General features: G+C 46.2%; 24 protein-coding genes and 2 tRNA genes. 6 read left to right on the top strand and 20 right to left on the bottom strand.

What is annotated here, in order from left to right:
• Positions 1-31: 31 nt before the first annotated feature.
• From CWI73_RS00265 to CWI73_RS00245, 5 genes are read left to right on the top strand one after another with little or no spacing between them, the layout of a single operon-like run.
• Positions 32-1,192 (top strand): D-alanyl-D-alanine carboxypeptidase family protein, encoded by a 1,161-nt coding sequence (locus tag CWI73_RS00265; protein ID WP_126751020.1) that lies wholly within the window; start codon positions 32-34, stop codon positions 1,190-1,192.
• A gap of 11 nt (positions 1,193-1,203) precedes the next feature.
• Positions 1,204-1,470 carry a DUF493 family protein YbeD gene (gene ybeD / locus CWI73_RS00260; protein WP_126751019.1) on the top strand — a complete coding sequence of 89 codons (267 nt, stop codon included), beginning with the start codon at positions 1,204-1,206 and terminating at the stop codon, positions 1,468-1,470.
• Positions 1,471-1,514: 44 nt separating this feature from the next.
• Positions 1,515-2,180, top strand: coding sequence for a lipoyl(octanoyl) transferase LipB (gene lipB / locus CWI73_RS00255; RefSeq protein ID WP_126751018.1), 666 nt, complete (start codon positions 1,515-1,517; stop codon positions 2,178-2,180).
• Positions 2,164-3,132 carry a lipoyl synthase gene (lipA, locus tag CWI73_RS00250; protein WP_053952805.1) on the top strand — a complete coding sequence of 323 codons (969 nt, stop codon included), beginning with the start codon at positions 2,164-2,166 and terminating at the stop codon, positions 3,130-3,132. The genes lipB and lipA overlap by 17 nt, the downstream gene beginning before the upstream one ends.
• 26 nt (positions 3,133-3,158) lie before the next feature.
• Positions 3,159-3,551: an MAPEG family protein gene (locus CWI73_RS00245; protein WP_053952806.1), complete on the top strand. Its 393-nt coding sequence runs from the start codon at positions 3,159-3,161 to the stop codon at positions 3,549-3,551.
• Here the strand turns inward: CWI73_RS00245 and CWI73_RS00240 are convergent.
• From CWI73_RS00240 to rlmE, 17 genes are all read right to left on the bottom strand, one after another.
• Complete coding sequence (locus tag CWI73_RS00240) at positions 3,530-4,660, bottom strand: SEL1-like repeat protein (RefSeq protein WP_126751017.1); 1,131 nt, start codon at positions 4,658-4,660, stop codon at positions 3,530-3,532. The two genes, CWI73_RS00245 and CWI73_RS00240, sit on opposite strands and share 22 nt — an antisense overlap.
• A complete protein-coding gene (gene nlpI, locus CWI73_RS00235; RefSeq protein ID WP_126751016.1) occupies positions 4,657-5,544 on the bottom strand; it encodes a lipoprotein NlpI in 888 nt (295 codons plus the stop codon). Before nlpI ends, CWI73_RS00240 begins: the two co-directional genes overlap by 4 nt.
• 105 nt (positions 5,545-5,649) lie before the next feature.
• Positions 5,650-7,800 (bottom strand): polyribonucleotide nucleotidyltransferase, encoded by a 2,151-nt coding sequence (pnp, locus tag CWI73_RS00230; RefSeq protein WP_126751015.1) that lies wholly within the window; start codon positions 7,798-7,800, stop codon positions 5,650-5,652.
• 192 nt (positions 7,801-7,992) lie between these two features.
• The gene (rpsO, locus tag CWI73_RS00225; RefSeq protein ID WP_053952810.1) at positions 7,993-8,262 is read right to left on the bottom strand and encodes a 30S ribosomal protein S15; all 270 of its coding nucleotides are present in this window, start codon (positions 8,260-8,262) and stop codon (positions 7,993-7,995) included.
• Positions 8,263-8,357: 95 nt separating this feature from the next.
• Positions 8,358-9,320: a tRNA pseudouridine(55) synthase TruB gene (gene truB, locus CWI73_RS00220; RefSeq protein WP_126751014.1), complete on the bottom strand. Its 963-nt coding sequence runs from the start codon at positions 9,318-9,320 to the stop codon at positions 8,358-8,360.
• Positions 9,321-9,323: 3 nt separating this feature from the next.
• Positions 9,324-9,707 carry a 30S ribosome-binding factor RbfA gene (gene rbfA, locus CWI73_RS00215; protein ID WP_126751013.1) on the bottom strand — a complete coding sequence of 128 codons (384 nt, stop codon included), beginning with the start codon at positions 9,705-9,707 and terminating at the stop codon, positions 9,324-9,326.
• An 8-nt stretch (positions 9,708-9,715) separates the two neighbouring features.
• Entirely contained in the window at positions 9,716-12,397 is a 2,682-nt protein-coding gene (gene infB / locus CWI73_RS00210; RefSeq protein ID WP_126751012.1) for a translation initiation factor IF-2, read from the bottom strand.
• Positions 12,398-12,423: 26 nt separating this feature from the next.
• A complete protein-coding gene (gene nusA, locus CWI73_RS00205) occupies positions 12,424-13,923 on the bottom strand; it encodes a transcription termination factor NusA (RefSeq protein ID WP_126751011.1) in 1,500 nt (499 codons plus the stop codon).
• 23 nt (positions 13,924-13,946) lie between these two features.
• Positions 13,947-14,405 carry a ribosome maturation factor RimP gene (rimP, locus tag CWI73_RS00200; RefSeq protein ID WP_126751010.1) on the bottom strand — a complete coding sequence of 153 codons (459 nt, stop codon included), beginning with the start codon at positions 14,403-14,405 and terminating at the stop codon, positions 13,947-13,949.
• Positions 14,406-14,576: 171 nt separating this feature from the next.
• Positions 14,577-14,653, bottom strand: a tRNA-Met gene (locus tag CWI73_RS00195).
• Between the two features lie 76 nt (positions 14,654-14,729).
• Positions 14,730-14,816 (bottom strand) — tRNA-Leu (locus CWI73_RS00190).
• Positions 14,817-14,823: 7 nt separating this feature from the next.
• Positions 14,824-15,165, bottom strand: a complete 342-nt coding sequence (gene secG / locus CWI73_RS00185) for a preprotein translocase subunit SecG (protein ID WP_126751009.1) — start codon at positions 15,163-15,165, stop codon at positions 14,824-14,826.
• 7 nt (positions 15,166-15,172) lie between these two features.
• On the bottom strand, positions 15,173-15,931 hold the full coding sequence (gene tpiA / locus CWI73_RS00180; RefSeq protein WP_058579414.1) for a triose-phosphate isomerase: 759 nt from the start codon (positions 15,929-15,931) through the stop codon (positions 15,173-15,175).
• An 86-nt stretch (positions 15,932-16,017) separates the two neighbouring features.
• Entirely contained in the window at positions 16,018-17,358 is a 1,341-nt protein-coding gene (gene glmM / locus CWI73_RS00175; RefSeq protein ID WP_126751008.1) for a phosphoglucosamine mutase, read from the bottom strand.
• The gene (folP, locus tag CWI73_RS00170; RefSeq protein WP_126751007.1) at positions 17,355-18,170 is read right to left on the bottom strand and encodes a dihydropteroate synthase; all 816 of its coding nucleotides are present in this window, start codon (positions 18,168-18,170) and stop codon (positions 17,355-17,357) included. Before folP ends, glmM begins: the two co-directional genes overlap by 4 nt.
• A gap of 70 nt (positions 18,171-18,240) precedes the next feature.
• Positions 18,241-20,187 (bottom strand): ATP-dependent zinc metalloprotease FtsH, encoded by a 1,947-nt coding sequence (gene ftsH, locus CWI73_RS00165; protein WP_058579416.1) that lies wholly within the window; start codon positions 20,185-20,187, stop codon positions 18,241-18,243.
• 39 nt (positions 20,188-20,226) lie between these two features.
• Positions 20,227-20,853, bottom strand: a complete 627-nt coding sequence (rlmE, locus tag CWI73_RS00160; RefSeq protein ID WP_126751006.1) for a 23S rRNA (uridine(2552)-2'-O)-methyltransferase RlmE — start codon at positions 20,851-20,853, stop codon at positions 20,227-20,229.
• Between the two features lie 92 nt (positions 20,854-20,945).
• Between rlmE and yhbY the strand changes: the two genes are divergently transcribed.
• Positions 20,946-21,242 (top strand): ribosome assembly RNA-binding protein YhbY, encoded by a 297-nt coding sequence (yhbY, locus tag CWI73_RS00155; RefSeq protein WP_053952822.1) that lies wholly within the window; start codon positions 20,946-20,948, stop codon positions 21,240-21,242.
• Between the two features lies 1 nt (position 21,243).
• Here the strand turns inward: yhbY and CWI73_RS00150 are convergent, their stop codons facing one another.
• The 3 genes from CWI73_RS00150 to carB all read right to left on the bottom strand — a co-directional run bounded on the left by CWI73_RS00150 (position 21,244) and on the right by carB (position 25,629).
• Positions 21,244-21,774: a hypothetical protein gene (locus CWI73_RS00150; RefSeq protein ID WP_126751005.1), complete on the bottom strand. Its 531-nt coding sequence runs from the start codon at positions 21,772-21,774 to the stop codon at positions 21,244-21,246.
• Between the two features lie 157 nt (positions 21,775-21,931).
• A complete protein-coding gene (greA, locus tag CWI73_RS00145) occupies positions 21,932-22,408 on the bottom strand; it encodes a transcription elongation factor GreA (RefSeq protein WP_126751004.1) in 477 nt (158 codons plus the stop codon).
• Entirely contained in the window at positions 22,405-25,629 is a 3,225-nt protein-coding gene (carB, locus tag CWI73_RS00140; RefSeq protein ID WP_126751003.1) for a carbamoyl-phosphate synthase large subunit, read from the bottom strand. Before carB ends, greA begins: the two co-directional genes overlap by 4 nt.
• Between the last annotated feature and the right edge of the window lie 44 nt (positions 25,630-25,673).

The following is a 25,673-nucleotide window of genomic DNA, read 5'->3' as shown; positions in this document are numbered from 1 at the left end:
GTTGTTTCACCTGACTAAAAAGATAATTCCAATGAAAAAAATCTGTCGTTTTTTTGCCATCGTTGCCATTACCTTTAGTACTGCAAGCGTAGCAGCTGCTCAATCTCTGGTACCTAGTGCATCATCAGTTAATGCAAAAGCTTATATCTTGATTGACCACACAACCGGTAAAGTGCTGGCTGAAGAAAATGCAGACGAAAGCTTACCACCTGCAAGTCTGACTAAAATGATGACAAGTTACATTATCGGAAAAGAAATTCTTGCCGGCCGAATTTCACCGACTGATCAAGTCACTATTAGTGAAAATGCCTGGGCTAAGAATTTCCCTGAGTCATCAAAGATGTTTATCGAAGTCGGCAAGCAAGTGTCTGTCGAAAAGCTGAACAAAGGTATTATCATCTCATCAGGTAACGACGCTTGTGTTGCCATGGCTGAACATATTGCCGGTAGTGAAGACGCCTTCGCTGACCTTATGAACAACTACGCTGAGCAACTTGGCATGTCAAACAGCCATTTTGCAAACAGCCATGGGCTGCCAGATCCAGACCAGTACGTATCGGCACGTGATATGGCAACTTTGGCCAGTGCATTGATTAATGAAACGCCAGAAGAGTACGAGCTATATGCGCAAAAATCATTTACTTATAACAACATTAAGCAGTACAACCGCAACTCATTGCTTTGGGACAGAAGCTTAAATGTAGACGGTATTAAAACTGGACATACTAATGAAGCTGGTTATAGCCTAGTATCTTCGGCTGTAGAAGACGGAACTCGCCTTATTGCGGTCGTTATGGGAGCGAACAGCGAACAAGCGCGAAAAATAGAAAGTAAAAAGCTACTTAACTACGGTTTCCGTTACTACGAAACAGTAAAGGCCTATAAAGCCGGTGAAAGCTTTGTTGCGCACCGAATCTGGGGCGGCGACATCGACGAAGTCGCCTTGGGTATCAGCGAGGATGTTGTTGTCACTTTGCCTCGCGGTCAAAAGGACGATTTAAACGCAAATTTCGAATTAGACCAAAAGCTACAAGCACCACTAAGTAAGGGTCAAAAAGTAGGCACCGTATATTTACAGCTTAATGGCGAAGATGTTGCATCATTCCCGTTAGTTACCTTACAAGCTGTTGAGGAAGGCGGCTTTTTCAAAAAAATCATGGACTATATTAAACAACAGTTTAGTGAAGAATAAAGGTTTAGGTCATGCAAAAAACGCGCTTTGATAAACTGGTAGACTTTCCGACGCACTTCACGTTTAAGGTGATGGGCGTCGCTACTGAGAGTTTGCCAGATCAAGTTGTAGCCGTACTCCAGGAGCATGCGCCAGGAGATTACAGCCCATCTGTAAAACCGAGCAGCAAAGGCAATTATCATTCTGTTTCAGTTTCCGTTCGCGTTGAAAGCCAGGAACACATTGAAGTCTTGTACCGCTCGCTTTCCGATATTGAGGACGTTCGTTACGTACTTTGATGTAACGACTAGCCGTTAAGCTTTACAAACGTTATAATCGCGGCATGAACGATACTCTGATTATACGTAACCTTGGCAGGCAGCCATACGAGCCCGTATGGCATGCTATGCAGGCGTTTACCGATAGGCGTGATGAAACTACCGCTGATGAACTTTGGGTAGTGGAACACGATCCTGTCTTTACGCAAGGGCAAGCAGGCAAAGAAGAACACCTCCTCGCTCCGGGTGATATTCCTGTTATACAGGTTGATCGTGGCGGACAAGTGACTTATCACGGTCCGGGTCAAGTAGTTATATATTTCCTATTAGATATTCGACGCTTAAAGTTCGGTGTAAGACAGCTGGTCAACCGCATAGAACAAACCATTGTTGATATGCTCGCTGACTACCAAGTTCAAGCTGCGGCCAGGCGCGACGCTCCCGGAGTCTATATTAACGGAGACAAGGTGTGTTCTTTAGGGTTACGTATTCGCAAAGGCTGTTCATTCCATGGGCTTGCACTGAATGTCAATATGGATATGGAGCCGTTTGCCCGAATTAACCCTTGCGGTTTGACCGGCATTAAAATGGTTCAAACTAAAGATATGAATGGCCCGCAAACCTTTGATGAAGCAGCTAATGCTGTCATCAAACACTTTACTGATGCGCTGTCGTACAGCAACATTCTTCAACAAACAGGACTCGCTCAAGATTATGTCAAAGCCAGTTAGAGTTGAACCTGGCGTCAAAATGCGCGACGCCGACAAAATGGCACTTATTCCCGTGCAGGTTATTCCAACCGAGCGCGATGAAATGTTGCGTAAACCGTCATGGTTGAAAGTGAAACTTCCCTCTTCCACCGAGCGAATTGATGAAATAAAACAAGCTATGCGCAGTCATGGTTTACATTCTGTTTGTGAGGAAGCTTCCTGTCCTAACTTACCAGAATGCTTTAATCATGGGACTGCAAGTTTCATGATTCTCGGTGATATATGTACTCGCCGCTGCCCTTTCTGTGACGTTGCTCATGGTCGTCCTTTACCTCCTGACGCTGAAGAGCCTGAAAAGCTAGGCAAAACCATTCGCGACATGAAAGTGAAGTACGTAGTTATTACTTCAGTCGACCGCGACGACCTACGAGATGGCGGTGCTCAGCACTTTGCTGACTGTATTCGTGAAATTCGCCACCATTGTAACGGCGATATTCAGGTTGAGGTGTTAGTGCCAGACTTCCGTGGCCGTATGCAGGTGGCTTTGGATATTCTTAAAGAAGAAGCGCCCGATGTTTTCAACCATAACCTGGAAACCGTGCCACGCCTATACAAAGCAGCACGCCCTGGTGCCAACTATCAGTGGTCGCTGGACTTGCTTAAAAAATACAAAGAAGCACGCCCTGATATCCGAACTAAGTCAGGCTTGATGGTTGGTTTAGGTGAAACCAAAGAAGAAATACTAGAGGTTATGCGTGACTTGAGAGCGCATGATGTTGATATGCTGACTATTGGTCAGTACCTTCAGCCAAGTCGTCATCACTTGCCAGTCGCTCGCTACGTCCACCCGGATGAGTTTGAAGAGCTACGAGTAGCCGGTGTAGAAATGGGCTTTTCACACATTGCCAGTGGTCCATTAGTACGTTCTTCTTATCATGCAGACTTGCAGGCTGCAGGTGAAACAGTACGTTAATTGACTAAAAACAACAGGAGTGCTTTGTGAGCTTACTTTTATGGTGTTTACTCATTGCCGGGCTGCTACCAATTCTAGCCAAAGCCCCTGTTGTTTATTTCCAAAACCGCGATAACGGTTACGATAATAAACACCCAAGAGCCCAGCAGCAACGCCTCATTGGTCGCGGAGCACGCGCCGTTGCAGGACACTATAACGCTTATGAAGCATTCCCGTTATACGCAGTAGCATTGCTCGCAGCAATAGCGACAAACACAGTTACTGAGCGCATTGAGTTCCTTGCCATTGCCTTTATTGTGTTACGAGTGCTCTACCACATTACTTACTTAGCGAACTATGACAAACTGCGCTCTTTGCTTTGGTTTATGGCAACATTTTGTCCAGTTATTATCTTGGCTCAATTAGCCGTTTCGCTTTGAGACTCTATTAGCTGCAAGTAAATTGCAGGCCAGTATTCGGTTGCATGCTGCTCCATAGCGGTAGTTTCCTTCACGGGCTTCCACGCCTGAAACCGCGCTTCAGCATTACAGGTATCGGCTTTAAATAAGCCAATGTCGTGCTGCTTGTCATCCGAGCCTAACACCCAATAACTACCATTATACTGCGCTATATCTCGCCATGAGTCCAAACTGTTCTTCCATGGAAGACGCTCGTAAAGAGCCTTTATATCAGGTTCATAGAGCTTATTATTACTGGCGTCGGTAACTACAATATTTAAGCTTTTATGCAGGTACAACCCCTGACAAAAGCTTTCCGCCAAAACTTCGGACATAGGATACTCGTCTGCCAACCCTAACCAGTGAGCAACTTCATGAAGAATAACGGCTCTGGAGCTATGTTTGGTTAAAACAATTTGTCGGTCAGAAGCACTGGCAATACCCGATTCAGCGAAAATAATTTCATAGTCAGCCGATTCGGTTGCGCTACAACTCGCCCGTTCCCTTTCCCCTTGTAAAGTGCACTCGAGCTCTGAGTCGACAACCCATTGAGAACACCAATTTACTTCGAAAGCACTTTCCTCCAATGCGCTCAACACTTTGAGATAGCCAGACTTTTGCGAATGATTGTGACCAATAACAGCCAGAGTCGTTTTGCACTGGGGGTTATTTTCAAAGGAGTTCAATGAGTCGAATTGTTTCTCAAGCCAAGCCGTCTGCTCATGTTGCCAACGTGCCACCCAGCGCTCTAAAGAAAAGCTTGAACTGACAAGCTGCCGTTTGGCAACTGCATCTATTGCTGAGGAGATTCCGGCATTTGCGGCCAGAGTCAGCCATTTATCAGAACTTTGTGGGAAATGCGTCATTAAGCGGTTAATTGATTTAACACTGCCGCTATTCGCAGCTCTCTCCCACCAATAATAGGCTGAGGTTTTCTGACCTTGCTGCCAGTATGAATGAGCAAGCTCAAATTGAGCATGAATATCGCCACTTTCAGCATGAAGAAAACGCTCTTGATTGCTAGTCAGGTGCTGATGACCAATACTGCCAAATACCAATACAGTAAGAGCAATAAGCGATTTTTTCATCATCGATTAATAAGCGACTGCCGAACTCTGTCTAGCTCTACTGACGCATAGCGGTGCTCAACAAATTCATATACGTTTGTTGAAAGAGCCAGCTTAAAGTAGTTCATGGCATCCAGCGGCTTATTGTTCAGCTGCATATACTTACCCAAGTAGAAATAAGCTTCACATAGCCGTTCCGTTAATTGTTCGTCTTCAGCCAGTTGCTGAGTCATGCGTTTTCTAAACTCATCCACGTCCAGGTTGCCAAGAAACAGCTGTACTACCTGATATCCCCACTCCGACTTGTCCAGCTCACGAACGTTTTCACTGAGTGCTTTTTTCGCTTGTTCATTGTTGATATCAACGCTGGTGAGATATAACCAAATAACTCGATAGGGATCAGAAGGCTCACGCTCTAAGTGATATTCCAGGTCTTCTTTAGAAAGTTCAAAGCGCGAGTCATAATATTCCGCGATACCTCGATTCAAATACGCATAGTTGTGCTTAGGTTCAAGCTCTATCGCTGAGTCAAAGGCTTCATAGGCGTAATCAAACTCTTGCAACTGAGTATATTGGATACCAAGAAAATTGTATGCGTCAGCAAGCCGTGGGTTGTATTCAAGGGCTCGGGTGAAATCCATTCTCGCTAATGTGCTAAGGCCTACAGCGTCATATAACGCTCCCCTGCGATAATAAAGCTCGGCGCGTTGCTCGGTGCTTAAGTCTTCCGTGAGGATTTGGTCAAGCCGTGCCAGCTCAATTTCATAACGAAACTCAGCGCGCTCGGGCTCTGCAAGGACTATTTGGCTTATTGCCGAAGGTTGTTGTCCCGTTAACGAGGCACAGCCAGACAAAAACATCGAAGCAATAGCAAAACCAAGAATGGCGTGGGAACGAACCAACTGCATAATAGTACCTTTAATTTAACGATAACCTACATTACAGCACATTCAGCGCCTTTCAGGCAAAAAAAAGCCCCGCTAAAATTGCGGGGCTTTCGCGTATATCGAAGATTACTCTTCTGTTGAGTTCTCTTCAGAAGCTTTGCTTTCGTCACTTGCTGTGTCGTTAGCCTCTTCTTTTTTCTCAACCGCTTCCTTCATACTTAAACGAACACGGCCCTGACGGTCAATTTCCAATACTTTAACCGGCACTACGTCGCCAACTTTCAAGTATTCGTTAACGTCATTAACCCGCTCTTCAGCGATTTGAGAAATATGAACAAGACCATCTTTACCCGGCAACACAGTAACGAAAGCACCGAAATCTACGATGCGCGCTACTTTACCTTGGTAAATTTTACCAACTTCAACATTAGCCGTCAGCTGCTTGATTTTCTCAATAGCGGCGTCGGCATCAGCCTGGTCACTAGCAGCTACTTTAATAGTGCCGTCATCACCAATTTCGATGTTGGTATTAGTCGACTCAGTTAGTTCACGGATAACCGCACCGCCTTTACCGATGACATCTTTGATCTTGTCCTGATCAATTTTGATGGTGGTAAAGCGTGGCGCATAAGCAGATAGTTCTTGGCGGTGACCACCAATAGCCTCGTCCATCACTTTCAGGATGTGTAAACGAGCTGACTTAGCCTGTGCCAGTGCACTTTCCATGATATCGCGAGTGATACCGTCGATTTTGATGTCCATTTGCAGCGCAGTAATGCCGTCGTTGTTACCTGCTACTTTAAAGTCCATATCACCTAAGTGATCTTCGTCGCCCAGGATATCTGAAAGCACGACATGCTTGTCGCCTTCTTTTACCAGACCCATAGCGATACCCGCTACAGACGATTTAATAGGAACACCCGCATCCATAAGTGCCAATGACGAACCACAAACTGACGCCATTGAACTTGAACCATTAGATTCAGTAATTTCTGACACCACACGAATGGTGTAAGGGAATTCATCGTGGCTTGGCATAACTGCCTGAATACCGCGTTTAGCTAATCGGCCATGACCAATTTCACGACGCTTAGGTGAGCCCATCATGCCAGTTTCGCCAACACAGTATGGAGGGAAGTTATAATGAAGCATGAAGCGGCTGGTATTTGTGCCAGTTAGCTCGTCAATCATTTGAGCGTCACGGTCTGTACCTAATGTTGCGGTAACCAAAGCCTGAGTTTCACCACGAGTAAACAATGAAGAGCCGTGAGTTCGCGGTAAAACACCGGTCGCTGCGCTAATAGCACGAACCATATCCGGGTCGCGACCATCGATCCGCTTTTCACCAGCAATGATACGGCTGCGAACAATTTCGCTTTCAAGATCGTGGAAAATCTCGCCAGCTTCTTCTAAGTCAGCATTTTCATCTTCTGCAATTAGCTTTTCAGCCATCTGCTGTTTAACTTCATCAAGCTTGCCTTTACGTTCGGCTTTGTCAGTAATGCGGTAAGCTTCACCAATACCTTGCTCTGCCAACTCACGAACTTTCTGTTGCAGAGTTTCGTTTTTCTCTGGTGCTTTCCAGTCCCACTTTTCTTTACCTGCTTCTGCAGTAAATTCTTCAATGGCTTTGATAACGTCCTGCATAGCTTCATGACCATACATGACAGCGCCCAGCATTTGGTCTTCTGAAAGCAGCTCGGCTTCAGACTCAACCATTAATACTGCGTTTTCTGTACCTGCAACCACAAGATCCAGTTTAGACTGCTCTAGCTCATCCATGGTTGGGTTCAATACATATTCGTCGTTTACCACACCAACACGCGCAGCACCGATTGGGCCTGCAAATGGTACACCTGAAATTGACAGCGCAGCTGATGCGCCTATTAGTGCAACAATGTCAGGGTTAATTTGTGGATTAACTGACACTACCGTAGCAACCACCTGAACTTCGTTCATGAAGCCTTCAGGGAATAAAGGACGGATTGGACGGTCGATTAGACGCGATGTCAGCGTCTCGTTTTCACTTGGACGACCTTCGCGTTTGAAGAAGCCACCCGGAATTTTACCTGCTGCGTATGTTTTTTCTTGATAGTTAACTGTCAGCGGGAAAAAGTTTTGCCCTTCACGGACGTCTTTTTTTGCAACAACAGTTACCAGAACTGTTGTGTCATCCATACTGACCAATACGGAGCCAGTGGCCTGACGTGCAATAACGCCAGTTTCTAAAGTGACTGTATGCTGACCGTACTGAAATTGTTTCGTAATTGGATTCACGTTGTCTTTCCTTTACCTAATAAATATAGAACATCCGGATTGATGTTCGTCTTCTCTCTTTATTTGTCTCGCCGCATAGTATAAGGGAATTGTGACAAAATTAAGACCCATAAGACTAAAAAGAACACAAAAAAAGGGCTGAATTTTTCAATTCAGCCCTTTCTTACAGAAATTTTTGCTTTGCTCAGCGTCTTAGCGACGGATTCCTAAACGCTCAACAACTGATAAATAACGCTTTTCGTCTTTACGCTTAAGGTAGTCAAGCAATTTACGGCGACGGCTAACCATGCGTAACAAGCCACGACGTGAGTGGTGGTCTTTTTTGTGCGATTTAAAGTGGTCTTGAAGCTCTGCCAGGTTTTTTGTCAACAAAGCGATTTGTACTTCTGGAGAACCTGTGTCGTTCTCGCCTTGACCAAACTCTTTTACGATTTCAGCTTTCTGTTCAACAGTTAGTGACATAATAACTCCTAATTGTGTGAAATATCCGCCTCCGATCACTAATTCAGGGGCGGGAGAAGCGCGTATTATATAGAGCTAACGCCCAAAATCAATGATTATTTCAAATCATCGAGAGAGAACTCACAGAATTCAAGCGCCAAGACCCTTTTGGGCCAAAAGCGATTATCATCCCTCAGTGCTCCGACACCAATAAACTCCTTTCCACCGTCAAGGCGATCACACCACATACGGCATTGATCGCCAACGGCCACCTCACGATCTAAGCAATTATCTACCGGCTGCCCATGAAGTAAATCTCGTGCTTCAGAACGAGTTACTTTTTGCTCTGGTAAGGCATGTAGTAGACAATCAACCGAATGGAGCTGTGCGTCCAGATCGCCCGCTTCAGCCAATTGCTCCAGCTGCTCTATAGCCAACATATTGTCCGCGTTTAAATCCGCCACACCATTTCTATGTAGTAACGAAACATGCGCTCCGCACCCTAATGCTTGACCCAGGTCATCGATTAATGTGCGTATATAAGTGCCTTTGCTGCAGCTGACCTGTAACTCAAGAACCTCACCAACTAACTGAATAAACTCAATGGAGTGGATGGTTATCTCACGCACTTTTTGTGGGACGTCAATACCGCGGCGAGCGTAATAATACAATGGTCGACCTTCGTGCTTAAGTGCAGAATAGATAGACGGAGTTTGTTGTTGCTGCCCAATAAACTCGGACAGCTTTCTCCGAATATCGTCTTCGGTAATATTCACCGCCTTACGCTCTACTACCTCGCCCTCTGCGTCACTTGTCGTTGTACGCACACCCAAAGTGGCTTCAACCCGATAGCTTTTATCCGCATCAAGCAGGTATTGAGAAAATTTAGTGGCTTCCCCTAAACACACGGGCAATAAGCCGGTTGCTAAAGGATCCAGAGCGCCGGTATGGCCGGCCTTCTGAGCATTGTAGAGGCGCTTAACACGTTGAAGGGCATGATTGGAACTCATGCCCTTCGGTTTATCCAGAAAGACTACGCCACAGACAGGACGCCCTTTACGGGGACGAGCTTTGCCCATTGCTTAGTCCTCTGAATCGGTCTTATTTTTGTTGTCACGTGCGCGTGCTTCCGCCACCAGCTTACTCATACGAATACCTTCATTTAACGAGGTGTCGTGATGAAATTTCAGCTCTGGCACAATGCGCGCTTTAATCCGCTTACCTAAAAGTGAACGAATGAAACCAGCCGCTTGATTTAAAATTTTCAGTGCTGTTTTCGTTTCTGCTTCGTCATCATTGAAAAAGGTAACGAATACTTTGGCGTACGCTAAATCTCTTGATACTTCTACATCGGAAACCGTCACCATGCTCACGCGAGGGTCTTTCACCTCGCGCTGTATGATGAGTGCGATCTCACGTTGTAACTGATGCCGCACCCTTTCGGTGCGGCTAAAGTCTTGTGGCATACCTTTCCTTACAACTTACGTTCAACTTGAACCGTTTCGAAGACTTCGATTTGGTCGCCTTCTTTAACGTCATTGTAGTTCTTAACACCGATACCACATTCCATACCGTTACGAACTTCCTGAACGTCATCTTTAAAGCGACGCAGTGATTCAAGCTCACCTTCATAAATAACGACGTTGTCACGCAAGACACGAATTGGTGCGGAGCGCTTCACAATACCTTCAGTGACCATACAGCCGGCAATAGCACCAAGCTTAGGCGACTTAAAGACATCACGAACTTCAGCAAGACCAATGATTTCCTGCTTGAACTCAGGCTGAAGCATACCGCTCATCGCCGCCTTTACTTCGTCAATCAAGTCATAAATAACACTGTAATAACGGAGATCGACGTTTTCCTGCTCTACCAGTTTTCTGGCCGCTGCTTCCGCACGAACGTTGAAACCAACGACGATAGCGTTAGAAGCGCTTGCCAGAGAAATATCAGTTTCGGTGATACCACCGACACCGCTACCAATAATATTCACTTTCACTTCATCGGTAGACAGCTTGGTCAATGCATCAGAAATTGCTTCGAGTGAACCTTGAACGTCTGACTTAAGAACAATATTCAATTCTGAAACATCGCCTTCCTCCATGTTCGCAAACATGTTTTCCAGCTTCGCTTTTTGCTGCTTAGCCAGCTTCACTTCACGGTATTTACCTTGACGGTAGTTTGCCACTTCACGGGCCTTACGCTCGTCTTTTACAACAGTCGCTTCATCACCTGCTTGAGGGACACCAGACAGACCCAGTATTTCCACTGGAATTGATGGGCCAGCTTCTTTAATTTCTTGACCATTTTCGTCACGCATCGCGCGAATTTTGCCGTACTCAAGACCACAAAGAACCACATCCCCCTGTTTCAGCAAACCACGCTGAACAAGAATGGTTGCTACTGGTCCACGACCACGGTCAAGACGTGATTCAACCACGATACCTGACGCCATGCCGGTTTTTTCAGCTTTAAGGTCAAGGACTTCAGACTGCAACAACACGCCTTCTAACAGTTCGTCAATTCCTAGTCCGCTGTGCGCGGACACTGGAATAAACATAGTGTCGCCACCCCAGTCTTCAGGAATAACGTCCAACTGTGACAACTCGTTCTTAACACGGTCTGGATCAGCTTCTTCTTTATCCATTTTGTTGATAGCAACGATAAGTGGTACACCCGCCGCTTTCGCGTGCTGCACAGCTTCTTTCGTTTGCGGCATGACACCATCATCGGCTGCGACAACGAGAATAACCACGTCAGTTGCGCCGGCACCACGTGCTCGCATCGATGTAAAGGCTGCGTGTCCTGGAGTATCCAGGAAAGTCACCATGCCTTGATCAGTTTCTACGTGATACGCACCAATGTGCTGTGTAATGCCACCGGCTTCGCCAGAAGCCACTTTCGCTTTACGAATGTAATCCAGCAGTGACGTTTTACCGTGGTCAACGTGACCCATCACCGTGACAACCGGTGCGCGCGGCGCTTCTTCACCACCTTCGTGGCGATCAGACAGCACTTCTTCTTCGAGCGCATTGTCTTTAACCAACGCTGGTTTATGACCAAGCTCTTCAACAACCAGAGCGGCTGTATCCTGGTCCAGAATCTGGTTAATAGTGACCATTTCGCCCATTTTCATCATGGTCTTAATGAGGTCACCTGCTTTTACCGCCATACGGTTTGCAAGTTCACCGACTGTGATGGTCTCACCAATTTTCACTTCTCGCTCAACAGGTTGAGCGGGTTTATTAAAGCCTTGCTGCAAAGAAGCTCCTCTTCGAGCGCCCTTACGACGCTTTTCGCGACGCGGTGCGTCTTCATTTTCTTCATCTTTACGACGACGTTTCTTATTACGACGACGACTTTTACGTTCTTCATCAAAGTCTTGCGCGTCTTCTGCTTCTTGAGCAGTAGACGATGTCGTAAAGTGAACGTCCTCTTCTTCCTGCTGTTTACGCTTTTTCTCTTCTTCTTCCCAGCGTTTCGCATTCTCTTCTGCCAGCTTACGCGCTTCTTCCGCCTGCTTTTCAGCTTCTTTTTCGGCTTTTTTACGCGCTTCTTCTTCCTGCTGGCGTCGAAGCTTTTCAGCTTCCTCTTTCGCTTTATCAGCTGCTTCACGCTCTTCAGGCGTCATCGCTGCACGCTTTTCAGCTTCCGCTTTCTGCCGTGCTTTTTCTTTCTCTTTACGAGCTTTTTCCTTTTCAGCCTTTTCTTTTTCGGCTTTTTCGCGCTCAGCTTTTGCCTTCGCTTCCTTACGCTGTTCCTCTTCGCGCTTCTGCTCTTCTTCTCGGCGCTTTGCTTCTTCCGCTTCTTTCTCTTTAGCCAAACGTTCTTGTTCTTCGCGTTCAGCTTCTTCTGCCGCAGAACGTTTAACGTAAGTACGTTTTTTACGAACTTCGACTTGAACTGACTTCGAGTCTCGTCCACCACCTACACTCAAGGTGCTTTTCGTTTTACGTTTTAATGTCATTTTGCTGGGTTCAGAGCTGCCGCCACCGCCATGTTGACGATTTAAGTGAGCCAGCAACTTTTGTTTTTCTTCTTCATTAACTAAGTCGCCAGCTTTCTTGTTCATGCCCGCTTCAGCGAACTGCTGAACCAGACGATCAACTGTTGTACCGACATCTTTGGCCAGCTTTTCGAGCGTTACTTCTTCCATAGTCTGTTGTACCTCCGCTGATCGTTTTACTGTTCTTCACTGAACCAGCAAATATTGCGGGCTTTCATAATTAAATCGCCAGCCTGCTGTTCATCAAGTTCTTCAATATCGGCTAAGTCATCAATGCCCTGCTCTGCTAATTCTTCCAGAGTAGTCACCCCCTTACTCGCTAGTACATAAGCAAGGTGACGATCCATTCCTTCCAAGTTTAACAAGGTTTCATCAGGCTCCGCCGACTCCAAAGACTCTTCATTAGCCAATGCTTTCGTCGTTAAATAAGCGCGTGCACGGCTACGAAGTTCTTCAACGATATCTTCATCCATACCTTCAATTTCAAGGAATTCTGCAACAGGTACGTAAGCCACCTCTTCTAATGATGAGAAGCCCTCTTCAACCAGCACTGTTGCGAAATCTTCATCGATATCCAGGCTTGAGATAAACAAGTTTAACAAGCGTTGCGTTTCTGCTTCATTCTTCTCATTAAACTCTTCTTCAGTCATTACGTTTAGTGTCCAGCCTGTTAACTGACTCGCCAAACGAACGTTTTGACCGCCTTTACCGATAGCTTGTGCCAGGTTGTCATCCGCCACAGCGATATCCATAGTGTGAGCATCTTCATCAACAACAATAGAGGCAACTTCTGCCGGCGCCATTGCGTTGATAACAAACTGTGCAGGGTTGTCGTCCCAAAGAACGATATCAACTCGTTCGCCGCCAAGCTCACCGGATACCGCCTGAACGCGCGCTCCTCGCATGCCGACACAAGCCCCGACAGGGTCTATACGCTTATCATTACTTTTAACAGCTATTTTAGCACGTGAACCCGGGTCGCGTGCAGCGCCACGAAGCTCTATCATTTCTTCGCCAATTTCAGGTACTTCAATACGGAACAGCTCCAACAGGAAATCTGGGTGCGTTCTACTGACAAATAATTGAGCGCCGCGCGCTTCTGGTTTTACGTCATAAAGCAAACCACGAATACGGTCACCTGGGCGTACTGACTCGCGAGGCAGCATTTCATCACGGTAAATAATTGCTTCTGCGTTGTTGCCTAAATCTAAAATTACGTGCTCACGATTAGCACGCTTTACAATACCGCTCACCATTTCGCCCACTTGGTCACGATATTCGTCAACAACTTGTGCCCGTTCCGCTTCACGAACCTTCTGTACAATAACTTGCTTCGCCGTTTGCGTGGTGATGCGATCAAACCGAATTGAATCAATTTGCTCTTCAACGTAGTCACCAGGCTGCAAAGACGGGTCTTCGTATTGTGCCGCCGACAGGCTAATTTCACGATATGGGTGTTCCAAGCCTTCATCAGAGTCTTCGACTACTAACCAACGGCGGTATGTATCAAATTCGCCCGTTTGGCGATCGATGTCTATGCGAACGTCAATGTCACCTTCGTATTTCTTTTTAGTCGCATGCGCCAGAGCTGACTCTAACGCTTCAAAAATCTTTTCTCTTGGTACGGCTTTTTCGTTTGAAACCGCTTCTGCGACTAACAGTATTTCTTTACTCATGAGTGCTGCCTCGCCAACGCAATCTAATCAAATCTTGGAACCAGATGAATGCTTTTTATATCGCGCATTTTCACCTGAAGCGTATCGTCATCGACAGTCAAAGTCAGTGTGTCGTCTTCAACTGCTTCCAATAATGCCTGAAATTTTCTTTTGTTTTTCTGAGCTGCGACTAAGTTCACAGCGACAGTTTCATTGATATAAGGCACCATTTGCTCAGTATTAAAAAACGGTCTTTCCATACCCGGTGAAGAAACTTCCAGGTTATATTCAGCGTTTATCGGGTCTTCGACATCTAATAAGGAACTAACCTGATAACTTACATCCGCACAATCATCCACACTGATACCATCAGGGTGGTCAATGTATACGCGTAATGTTGAAAATTTACCCGCACGAACAAACTCAACGCCCCATAACTCATAATCCAGAGCTTCAACTGCAGGGCGAATAATGTCCGTCAACCGTTCTTGCAAATTTGCCAATTACTGCCTCCTAAAAACAAAAAAAGGGCGCAAGCGCCCAGTGTTCTGGCTATCTTAAGATAGCTAAGGTCACATAGCAAAAAGCCCCGAGCTGCTGCGGGGCTTTTTAAACACTGGACCCTTTGTCAGTTATTCAACGAAGCCTATTACTATGTCCTGCTTCATTGAATTTGGTTGCGGGGGCAGGATTTGAACCTACGACCTTCGGGTTATGAGCCCGACGAGCTACCAGACTGCTCCACCCCGCGTCCGAAACTTGTTGCACATTATACGTTTTTTTCTTTTATTTTCAAGCTCTGAAGCAACAATCAGAGAGAAATTAATTGGTGCAGAAGGCGGGACTTGAACCCGCACGCCCGTTAGAGCACTACCCCCTCAAGATAGCGTGTCTACCAATTCCACCACTTCTGCAAATCACTTAGTTAATTGGCGGTACATCCGAAGAATCATCTTCGTTATTTTCCGCCGGAGGTAACTGTTCTTCTTGTTCTGGAACGGATAAGTCAGAAAAATCGTCTGTAGCTTCACCCGTTGAAGTCGACAAGTTACCTAAAGCCAGGCTCAAGACGAAGAACACAACCGCCAAAACAGCAGTGGTTCTGCTCAAAAAGTTACCTGAACCTGACGAACCAAATACCGTGTTTGATGCGCCGGCGCCAAACGATGCGCCCATGTCTGCGCCTTTACCTTGTTGAATCATGATAAATCCAATCAGAATAATGGCAACGACCAAAAATGCGATCATTAAAAATTCATACATAATTAAATTACCCTTGTGCTGCCTGGCAGATGCTTAGGAAGTCGTCAGTTTTTAAACTTGCACCACCTATCAGGCCACCATCAATGTCTTTTTGTGAAAACAGTTCTTTTGCGTTACCTGGCTTAACTGAACCGCCATATAACAATGGCAATTTATTGCCAATTTCACCGAACAGCTCGACAACCAGTGCTCTTAATTTCTCATGCACTTCCTGAGCTTGTTCCGGTGTTGCTGTTTCACCTGTTCCTATTGCCCAAACAGGTTCATAAGCAACGATAATCTTTCCTGTACTTTCAGGTGCGATACCCTGCAATGCGTTTTTCACTTGCTGCGATACCACATCCCAGGTTTCGCCAGCGTCTCTTTGTGATTTGTTTTCACCAACACAAAGAACCGCTTTTAAATTTGCGCTCAATGTCGCTTTTACTTTCTGGTTAATTTGCTCATCGCTCTCAGCAAACAACTGACGTCGTTCTGAGTGACCAACTAACACATAGCTAACGCCTGCTTCTTTCAACTGAGACGTTGATACCTCTCCAGTGTAAGCGCCGCTTTCATGCTCTGATACAGTTTGCGCACCGACAGCAATATCGTCGTAATAACACTCTCGTGTTAAATCAGAGATGAGAGTAAAGGGAGGACAAACGACAACGTCAACAGCACGAAACTGCTCTTGGTTATCTCTTAAAGACGTTACCATTTCTTTGGCTAACGCTTTATTTCCGTTCATTTTCCAGTTTGCAATCACTAATGATGCATTTGGCATAATTTGTCCTCTACTTCAGAGCGCGGGAATAGTAGCGAAACCCGCTCAAAGATACAAGCAACATTTTTAGCAAAGCCGCTAAGTGTTTAATTTGTAGCCGCTTCAACTTCGTTGGCGATTTGTTGAACATAAGCCCGCACATTCCCCTCATCCTCACCTTCTACCATGACTCGGATAAGCGGTTCAGTACCTGACTTACGCAACAGCACTCGGCCTTTATCACCGAGAGCCGACTCAACTTCTTTAACGACACTTTTCACTGCCGACGACTCAAGTGGCTGTTGACCCTTCTCAAAACGAACATTGACCAGTACCTGAGGCATTTTCTTAAAGTCGCAACTAAGCTGCTCTAATGACTTTCCTTCCTGATACATAGCCGCTAACACTTGTAGACCAGCGATAATACCGTCGCCTGTTGTGTGGTGTTGACGGTTGATCAAATGCCCAGAGTTTTCACCGCCTAAATACCAGTCACGGTTAACGAGTTCTTCAATAACGTAACGGTCGCCCACTTTTGCTCTCACAAAAGGTATATTGCGCTTGTTCAGTTCGCGTTCAAGAGCGAAATTAGTCATTAAGGTGCCGACAATACCACCTTGCAGTTGCCCTTGCTGCTGCGCAGTCACTGCTAACATGTAAAGAATTTCATCGCCATCAATCGCACGGCCATTTTCGGTGACCATCATAATGCGATCGCCATCACCGTCTAACGCGATACCTAAGTCGGCTTTCTCTTTAATCACGGTTTTTTGCAGCGCATCGAGGTGTGTTGCGCCACACTCATGATTAATATTTAAACCGTTTGGCTCTGTGCCAATTTCTGTCACTTTTGCGCCTAACTCCCGAAATACATTAGGTGCAATGTGATAGGTTGCGCCATGGGCACAATCGACAACAATACGCAGACCTTCGAGGGTCATCTCATTAGGGAACACGCTTTTACAAAATTCAATATAACGACCTGCTGCATCATTAATTCTACGAGCACGACCAAGCTCTTCCGAAATAACACAGTCCATCGGCTCATCAATAAGACGTTCTATTTCAAGCTCCGTAGCATCAGGCAGTTTGTGACCATTGTCGGCAAAGAACTTGATACCGTTGTCATAATAAGGGTTATGTGAAGCACTAATTACAATACCTGCCGCCGCTCGGAACGTTCTTGTTAAATAAGCAATTCCGGGGGTTGGCATAGGCCCTAAAAAATCAACGCCAACACCTGCAGCAGCCAAGCCCGCTTCAAGCGCTGATTCCAGCATATAGCCTGACACGCGAGTATCTTTCCCTACCAATACCCGACTTGCGCCTTTCGCTGCTAAGGCTCGACCTGCGGCCCAACCCAGCTTCACCGCAAAATCAGGGGTTATGGGGTAGTCTCCAACTCGGCCACGGACACCATCAGTGCCGAAATACTTACGCTCGCTCAAATGTGCTCTCCTTCTAATGTTGCCGCGACAACCTTCATCGCATCAACCGTTTCCTTTACATCGTGAACGCGAATTATACGTGCTCCTTTCATTGCTGCAATGGTTGCACCGGCTAAACTTCCTGCTAATCGTTCACTGACGTCTCGTCCAGTCACATGACCAATCATACTTTTCCGTGACAAACCGACGAGCAATGGCAGCTGCAACTCATGAAATGCCTGCAGTCGTTGTAGTAGTTGATAATTGTGCCGAGGTGTTTTGCCAAAACCAAAGCCAGGGTCGAGCCAAATATTCTCACGTGCTATGCCTGCCTCCGTGCAAACATCGATTCTCTCTTGAAAAAAGCGTTTAACATCGCAGACAACATCGTCATAGTGTGGACGCTCTTGCATGGTACGAGGCTGCCCCTGCATATGCATAAGGCAAACTTCAACGCCAGCCTTAGCAGCGGCCTCAACAGCGCCCTCCTCTCTCAGTGCATTCACATCGTTAATTAAACTAGCGCCGGCATTGACACTTTCAGTCATGACTTTCGCTTTCGTCGTGTCAATGGAAACCGGTATGTCAAAACGTTGCTTTATTGCTTCTATAACAGGGATAACTCGATCGAGCTCCTCAGCTTCACTGACTGCGTCCGAACCCGGCCGGGTCGACTCTCCGCCAATATCCAAAATATCAGCACCATGCTCTATTAACTGACTGGCTCTAATTATCGCTTCGTCTAGCTGGTTATAGCGACCACCATCAGAAAATGAATCAGGTGTTACATTAAGAATACCCATCACTTGCAGAGGTTTCGGATTCTTAGGCATAGCAGCTCCCAATTTGCTTCCCCATTACTAAAAAGCCACCTTTCGGTGGCTTTTTATAGCTTAGCTGTTTTTACGACGTCGCGTCACCAGGCTTATCAACATTGATAGGCCTCTGTGGACGCTCTTCAGTGTCGTCTGCCTTAGCAGCGCCACCATTAGTGCCGTCACCGTCGTTATTGTTATCCGTCCAGCCTTTAGGTTGGCGAACTTCACGACGATTCATTAAGTCATCGATTTGGTCTGCATCGATAGTTTCATATTTTACCAACGCGTCTTTCATCGCATGAAGAATATCGACGTTTTCTTCAAGAATTTGCTTAGCTCGTTGATAGTTTTTATCGATAACAGACTTCACTTCTTCATCGATAGCTCGGGCTGTGTCATCAGACATATGCTTATGCTGTGTCACCTGACGACCAAGGAACACCTCGTTTTCATCTTCAGCATAAAGCAGTGGCCCCATTTTGTCCGATAAGCCCCACTGAGTTACCATTTTACGAGCAATTTCGGTTGCTCTTTCAATGTCATTAGAAGCGCCGGTTGTGACTTTTTCATCGCCATAAATAATGGCTTCAGCCAGGCGTCCACCAAACAAGCTTGAAATCATGCTTTCCAAGTGTTGCTTGCTGTGACTGACACGGTCTTGCTCCGGCAAGTACATAGTCACACCCAACGCACGACCGCGTGGAATGATAGATACTTTATAGACAGGATCATGCTCCGGCACTAAACGACCAACAATCGCGTGACCCGCTTCGTGATAAGCAGTCATCGCTTTTTCATCATCGGTCATGACCATTGAGCGACGTTCCGCACCCATCATGATTTTGTCTTTTGCTTTATCGAACTCTTCCATTGCAACGACACGCTTATTACCACGTGCAGCAAACAAGGCAGCTTCGTTCACTAAATTCGCTAAATCTGCGCCTGAGAAGCCTGGTGTACCACGAGCGATTAGCTCTGGTTTAACATCATCACCTAAAGGTACTTTGCGCATATGTACTTTCAGAATTTGCTCACGACCGCGAACGTCTGGTAGTCCCACCACAACCTGACGATCAAAACGTCCAGGTCGGAGTAATGCAGGGTCAAGTACGTCTGGACGGTTAGTAGCGGCAATAACAATAATACCTTCGTTGCCCTCAAAGCCGTCCATTTCAACCAGCATTTGGTTCAGCGTTTGCTCGCGCTCGTCATGACCACCGCCGAGGCCTGCGCCACGCTGACGGCCTACCGCATCTATCTCGTCAATAAAGATGATGCATGGAGCTGACTTTTTCGCTTGCTCGAACATATCGCGAACGCGCGAGGCGCCAACACCGACAAACATTTCAACGAAGTCAGAACCCGAAATACTAAAGAATGGTACTTTGGCTTCGCCTGAAATCGCCTTCGCCAGCAAGGTTTTACCGGTACCAGGAGGACCAACCATTAGCACGCCTTTCGGGATTTTACCGCCCAATCGTTGAAACTTCGATGGATCTTTTAAGTAGTCAACCAACTCGGTTACTTCTTCTTTGGCTTCGTCGCAACCTGCCACGTCCTTGAACGTTGTTTTTATTTGCTCGTCGCTCATTAAACGGGCTTTACTCTTACCGAACGACATGGCGCCTTTGCCACCACCGCCTTGCATTTGACGCATGAAGAATATCCATACACCAATAAGCAACAGCATTGGGAACCATGAAATGAAAATTGACGCAAGAATACTTTGCTCCTCAGGAGGAGTACCTTGTGTTTGAACGTCGTTCGCCAACAAATCGTCCAGTATTTTTGGATCGTACTGGGTTGGAACAACCGTTTTATAAGATTGTCCGTTTCGAGTTACCCCTGAAATCGTGCGTCCGTCGTCACCAAATTCAGCCTTGCGAATGTTGCCATTGTTAACCTGACTTACAAACTCGTTGTACGCCATGGTTGAAGACGACGATTCGCTTGGACTGAAGCTCTGAAAAACGCTCATCAGCACAACGGCTATTACCAGCCACAAGATGAGATTCTTTGCCATATCGCTCAAAGCCTATTACCTCTATTAAAATCACTACCCAACAGGGTACTATACTTTATAGTGTGTCGCTACCAAGTAGACTTCTCTGGAACGAGCGCGAGAAGAATCTGGTTTACGTGTTTTGACCGTTTTAAAAGCGGCTCTTGCATCTTTCAGGAACTCTTCGAACCCTTGCCCCTGAAATACTTTGACGACAAAATGGCCGCCAGGTTTCAATACTTGGTGACACATATCTAAAGCAAGCTCTACTAAGTACATAGAGCGTGCTTGATCAACCGTGCCATTACCACTCATATTTGGCGCCATATCCGACAATATAACATCGACGTTCTTGCCACCAATTCTGTCGGTTAACGCCTCCAGTACAGATTCTTCACGAAAATCGCCCTGAAGGAAATCGACACCAGCGATTGGGTCCATCGGTAAAATGTCGCAGGCGATAATTTGCCCGTCGCCATTGAAATAGTCAGCCACGTATTGTGACCAACCGCCGGGAGCAGCCCCTAGATCAACGACAGTTTGGCCTTTTTTGATCAACTTATCTTTCTGCTGAATTTCTTCCAGTTTGAAAACCGCCCGAGAACGCAGGCCTTTTTTTTGCGCTTTTTGCACAAAATGGTCATCAAAATGCTCTTTCAGCCAACGCTGACTACTGACACTGCGCTTTTTTCCCATGATTTACCGAAGTTTCCTCAATTAACTGGCTAGAACACCTTATCTGGCGTTACAATACCAAAAATTCAAGTCGTAAACCGGAATATTAGCAAATGTCATTAACAAATAAACAAAAGCAGTTTTTGAAAGGACTGGCTCATCCGTTAAAGCCTGTTGTGTTATTAGGCGCAAACGGATTAACCGAAGGTGTTATTGCCGAAATAGAGCAAGCACTTGAACACCATGAGCTCATTAAGATAAAGGTGCCAGAGGAAGACAAAGAATTACGCCAGCAGATTATGGCAACTATTGTTCAGCATACCGACGCTGAGCAAGTGCAAATTATTGGTAAAACTCAAATTCTGTATAAGCAGGCCGAAGAACCTCAGATAAAACTACCTCGCCGTTAAGTTAACGCAGCTCCTCCGTCTTGGGTGGATCCATAGCCAGTGCGCGAGCAATAAGCTCGACCGCCTGTTCTTTATTCAGAAAATTGTCTTTAGACAATAAGTAGCACTCCAGCAGAAAGGCTTCGGCTTTTCTGCTGCTTTCTAGTTGGTATTTTTCCAGTAGAGGCCTGACTCTTCGGTGAGCATTCAGAAAGTTAAACCTTTGCCATTGCTCGTGCTCTCGGACACTTGCTTTGGTGTAGTCGGCAGCACTATAGACATACTGTGGTTTACTTAAGTCTTGTCCAGGCGCGAAGAACCAATCCAGCGATATACCTTCTCTGAGTAACGCCCGAATAATCTCAAACCAAGGCAGCTTGCCACTGCGACGCCAATTATTGTAGTCCATCTGTGTTTTGCCAAGCCAAATAGCCACATCTTTATAGGTAGACTTGTTTGAAACCAATTTCAGCTTTTCAAAACACTCTGTAACGGATAAGTCGTCAACTTGAGTATAGGAGAGAGGGTCAAACCCCGGGGCTTCCGTGTCCATCGTTTAGCTTCTTTGTTTTATTTATGTTAACAATTAGTGATGGGTGCGGAAATATACAGCAAGACGGTGAAAAAACAACCAAAAGCAAGGCTAAAAAATAAAAAAGGCTGGTAAACTTAAGTTTCCAGCCTTTTAAAATGTCAATAAATTTAAGGAGTTACTTGTACTCTACTGCAACAACCTCGTACTCAACTTCACCATTAGGTGTCGTTACTGTTGCAACATCATCGATTTCCTTACCGATTAAGGCACGAGAAATTGGAGAGTTAACGGAAATCAGGTTTGACTTAATATCCGCTTCATCATCACCAACAATTTTATAAGTAACCTCTTCATCAGTCTTAGTGTTATACACTGTGACTGTTGCACCAAAAATCACTTTACCGTTATTAGGTACTTTAGTGACATCAATGATTTGAGCGTTAGAGAGCTTCGATTCAATTTCTTGAATTCGACCTTCACAAAAACCTTGTTGCTCACGTGCAGCGTGGTACTCAGCGTTCTCTTTCAAGTCACCGTGTTCACGTGCTTCGGCAATTGCCTCGACAATACGAGGTCGCTCTACCGTTTTTAAACGCTTCAGCTCATCTCTTAACAACTGAGCGCCCCGTTCCGTCATTGGAATCTGGTTCATACTAACGATACCCTTTTATGTAATTCTTGTACTGAGCTAACCCGAGCTCTGTCGTCCGCGGTGTTTGCTTTCACTGTTGCGAACGCTGCATTTAATGTGGTGGTGTAAATCACTTTATTCAACAGCGCTTCGCGACGAATGTAAACAGAGTCTTCAATAGCCTGACGACCTTCTACCGTGTTGATAATATAACTGTACTCGCCATTCTTTATAGCATCAACAATATTTGGTCGACCTTCCTGAAGCTTATTGACGATAGTGCAGTCAATACCTTCTTCTGCAAGCATCTTCGCCGTACCGCGCGTTGCTTCAAGGCTAAATCCTAGTGCCAGCAAGCCACGAGCAAGATCCATAAGACGCTGTTTATCGCTGTCTTTCACTGAAATAAGCGCTTTACCTTTTTTCGCCAGCGCTTCACCAGCCCCTAAATTAGCTTTGGCATAGGCTTCTTCAAAGCTTTCACCAACGCCCATCACCTCGCCCGTTGAGCGCATTTCCGGACCGCGAATTGGGTCCACGCCCTGGAACTTAGCAAAAGGAATAACCACTTCTTTGACCGAGTAATACGGTGGAATAATCTCTTTCACGTAGCCCTGCTCTTCAAGGCTGCGCCCCACCATAACTCGGGCTGCGACTTTCGCCAGTGGTACACCGGTTGCTTTAGATACAAAAGGTACGGTACGAGCCGCACGAGGGTTCACTTCTATTAAGTAAATCTCGTCGTCTTTTACAGCAAATTGTGCATTCATTAAGCCGTTTACATTTAACTCAAACGCCAATTTACGCATTTGTTCACGTAGCTGCGCCTGAATAATATCGCTTAAAGAATAAGGGGGTAATGAACACGCCGAGTCGCCTGAGTGGACTCCCGCTTCTTCAATGTGCTGCATTATACCGCCAATAAGGACATCTTTGCCGTCACAAATAGCATCAACATCGACCTCAATCGCATTATCAAGGAATTTGTCCAACAATACAGGTGCATCATTTGATACTTTTACGGCATCAGTCAGATAACGCTGCAAGTCTGTCTCATCGTAGACAATTTCCATAGCGCGCCCACCCAGAACGTATGACGGACGAACGACCAACGGATAGCCAATACGTTTCGCTTCAGTCAAAGCTTCGTTAAAGCCTGTGACTGTGGCGTTTTCCGGCTGCTTAAGGCCTAAACGACGAACCGCTGTTTGGAAGCGCTCACGATCTTCCGCTCGGTCAATAGCATCTGGCGACGTACCAATAATAGGTACACCATTAGCTTCTAACTCACGCGCCAGCTTCAGAGGAGTCTGGCCACCGTACTGAACAATAACGCCTTTAGGCTTCTCAATACGCACAATTTCCAGCACATCTTCCAGAGTAATAGGCTCGAAGTACAAGCGGTCAGACGTATCGTAGTCGGTTGACACAGTTTCTGGGTTACAGTTCACCATAATGGTTTCATAGCCATCATCGCGAAGCGCCAGCGCTGCGTGAACACAGCAATAATCGAACTCAATACCTTGCCCGATGCGGTTAGGACCGCCGCCAATAACCATGATTTTCTCTTTATCAGACGGCTCTGCTTCACACTCTTCATCGTAACTCGAGTACATGTAAGCAGTGCTTGACGCAAATTCTGCCGCACACGTATCGACGCGCTTGTAAACCGGGTGGATATTGAATTGCTGACGCTTTTTCCGAACTTCAGCCTCACTTACGTGCAGAACATCTGCAATACGGGCATCGGCAAAGCCGCGACGCTTAAGCACAGACATAACGTTTTCGGTCAATCCGGCCAAGCCCAATTCGTCGACTTCTTTTTCTAAGTTAATAAGCTCTTCAATTTGAATCAGGTACCACTCGTCTATGCGTGTTAGCTCAAACACTTCACGAACAGTCATACCCAAACGGAACGCATCCGCAATGTACCAAATACGTTCAGCGCCCGGTTCCTTCAATTCACGAATGACCTTCGAGCGCGCATCTTCTGCCTGCAGGTCAACCACGGGGTCAAATCCGGCAGCCCCAAGTTCCAAGCCACGCAACGCTTTTTGCATCGACTCCTGGAAGTTACGGCCAATAGCCATAACCTCTCCCACCGACTTCATTTGTGTGGTTAAACGGTCATTACAGTTTGCAAACTTCTCGAAGTTAAAGCGAGGAATCTTAGTGACCACGTAGTCTAACGCAGGCTCAAACGAGGCTGGTGTGACACCGCCGGTAATTTCGTTCTCAAGCTCGTCTAGCGTATAACCAACTGCCAGCTTCGCCGCTACCTTCGCAATTGGGAAGCCCGTTGCTTTCGACGCCAGAGCCGAGGAGCGAGAAACTCGAGGGTTCATTTCAATGATAACCATACGCCCAGTATCAGGGTTAACACCAAACTGTACGTTTGAACCACCGGTTTCGACACCAATTTCACGCAGCACGGCCATCGCCGCATCACGCATTATCTGAAACTCTTTGTCGGTCAGTGTTTGTGCCGGAGCAACCGTAATGGAGTCACCGGTATGAATACCCATAGCATCGAAGTTTTCGATGGTACACACGATAATGCAGTTGTCGCTCTTATCGCGCACCACTTCCATTTCGTACTCTTTCCAGCCAAGCAGTGACTCATCGATAAGAAGTTCATTTGTCGGTGACAGGTCTAAGCCGCGGCGACAAATTTCTTCAAATTCTTCTCGGTTGTACGCGATACCACCGCCGCTTCCGCCCATAGTGAAAGACGGACGAATAATGCATGGAAAGCCTAAACGGTCTAGGACATCGAACGCTTCTTCCATACTGTGCGCCATTTCCGCATTCGGTGTCTCCAGACCAATAGCTTTCATGGCCTTGTCGAAACGGTCACGGTTTTCTGCTTTATCAATAGCATCGGCATTAGCACCAATCATTTCTACTTTATAGCGTTCGAGTACACCATGACGATCAAGATCTAATGCGCAGTTGAGTGCCGTTTGGCCACCCATTGTTGGCAAAATGGCATCAGGACGCTCGCGTTCAATAATTTTTTCTAAAACTTCCCAGTGAATTGGCTCAATATAGGTTGCATCGGCCATTTCCGGGTCAGTCATGATGGTTGCCGGGTTCGAGTTTACCAATATAACTCGGTAACCTTCCTCACGCAGGGCTTTGCAAGCTTGGGCTCCAGAGTAATCAAACTCACACGCCTGACCGATAACAATCGGACCTGCGCCTAAAATCAAAATGCTTTTAATGTCGGTACGTTTTGGCATAAGTCGCTCTGTCTATCCTCTCGCTATACGTAATTGCTTATTGA

This window comes from Idiomarina piscisalsi (assembly GCF_003987095.1).
In the GTDB taxonomy this organism is placed as follows: domain Bacteria; phylum Pseudomonadota; class Gammaproteobacteria; order Enterobacterales; family Alteromonadaceae; genus Idiomarina; species Idiomarina piscisalsi.
Note: the sequence above shows the minus strand (reverse complement) of the source record. Positions and strands in the feature narration are given on the sequence as shown.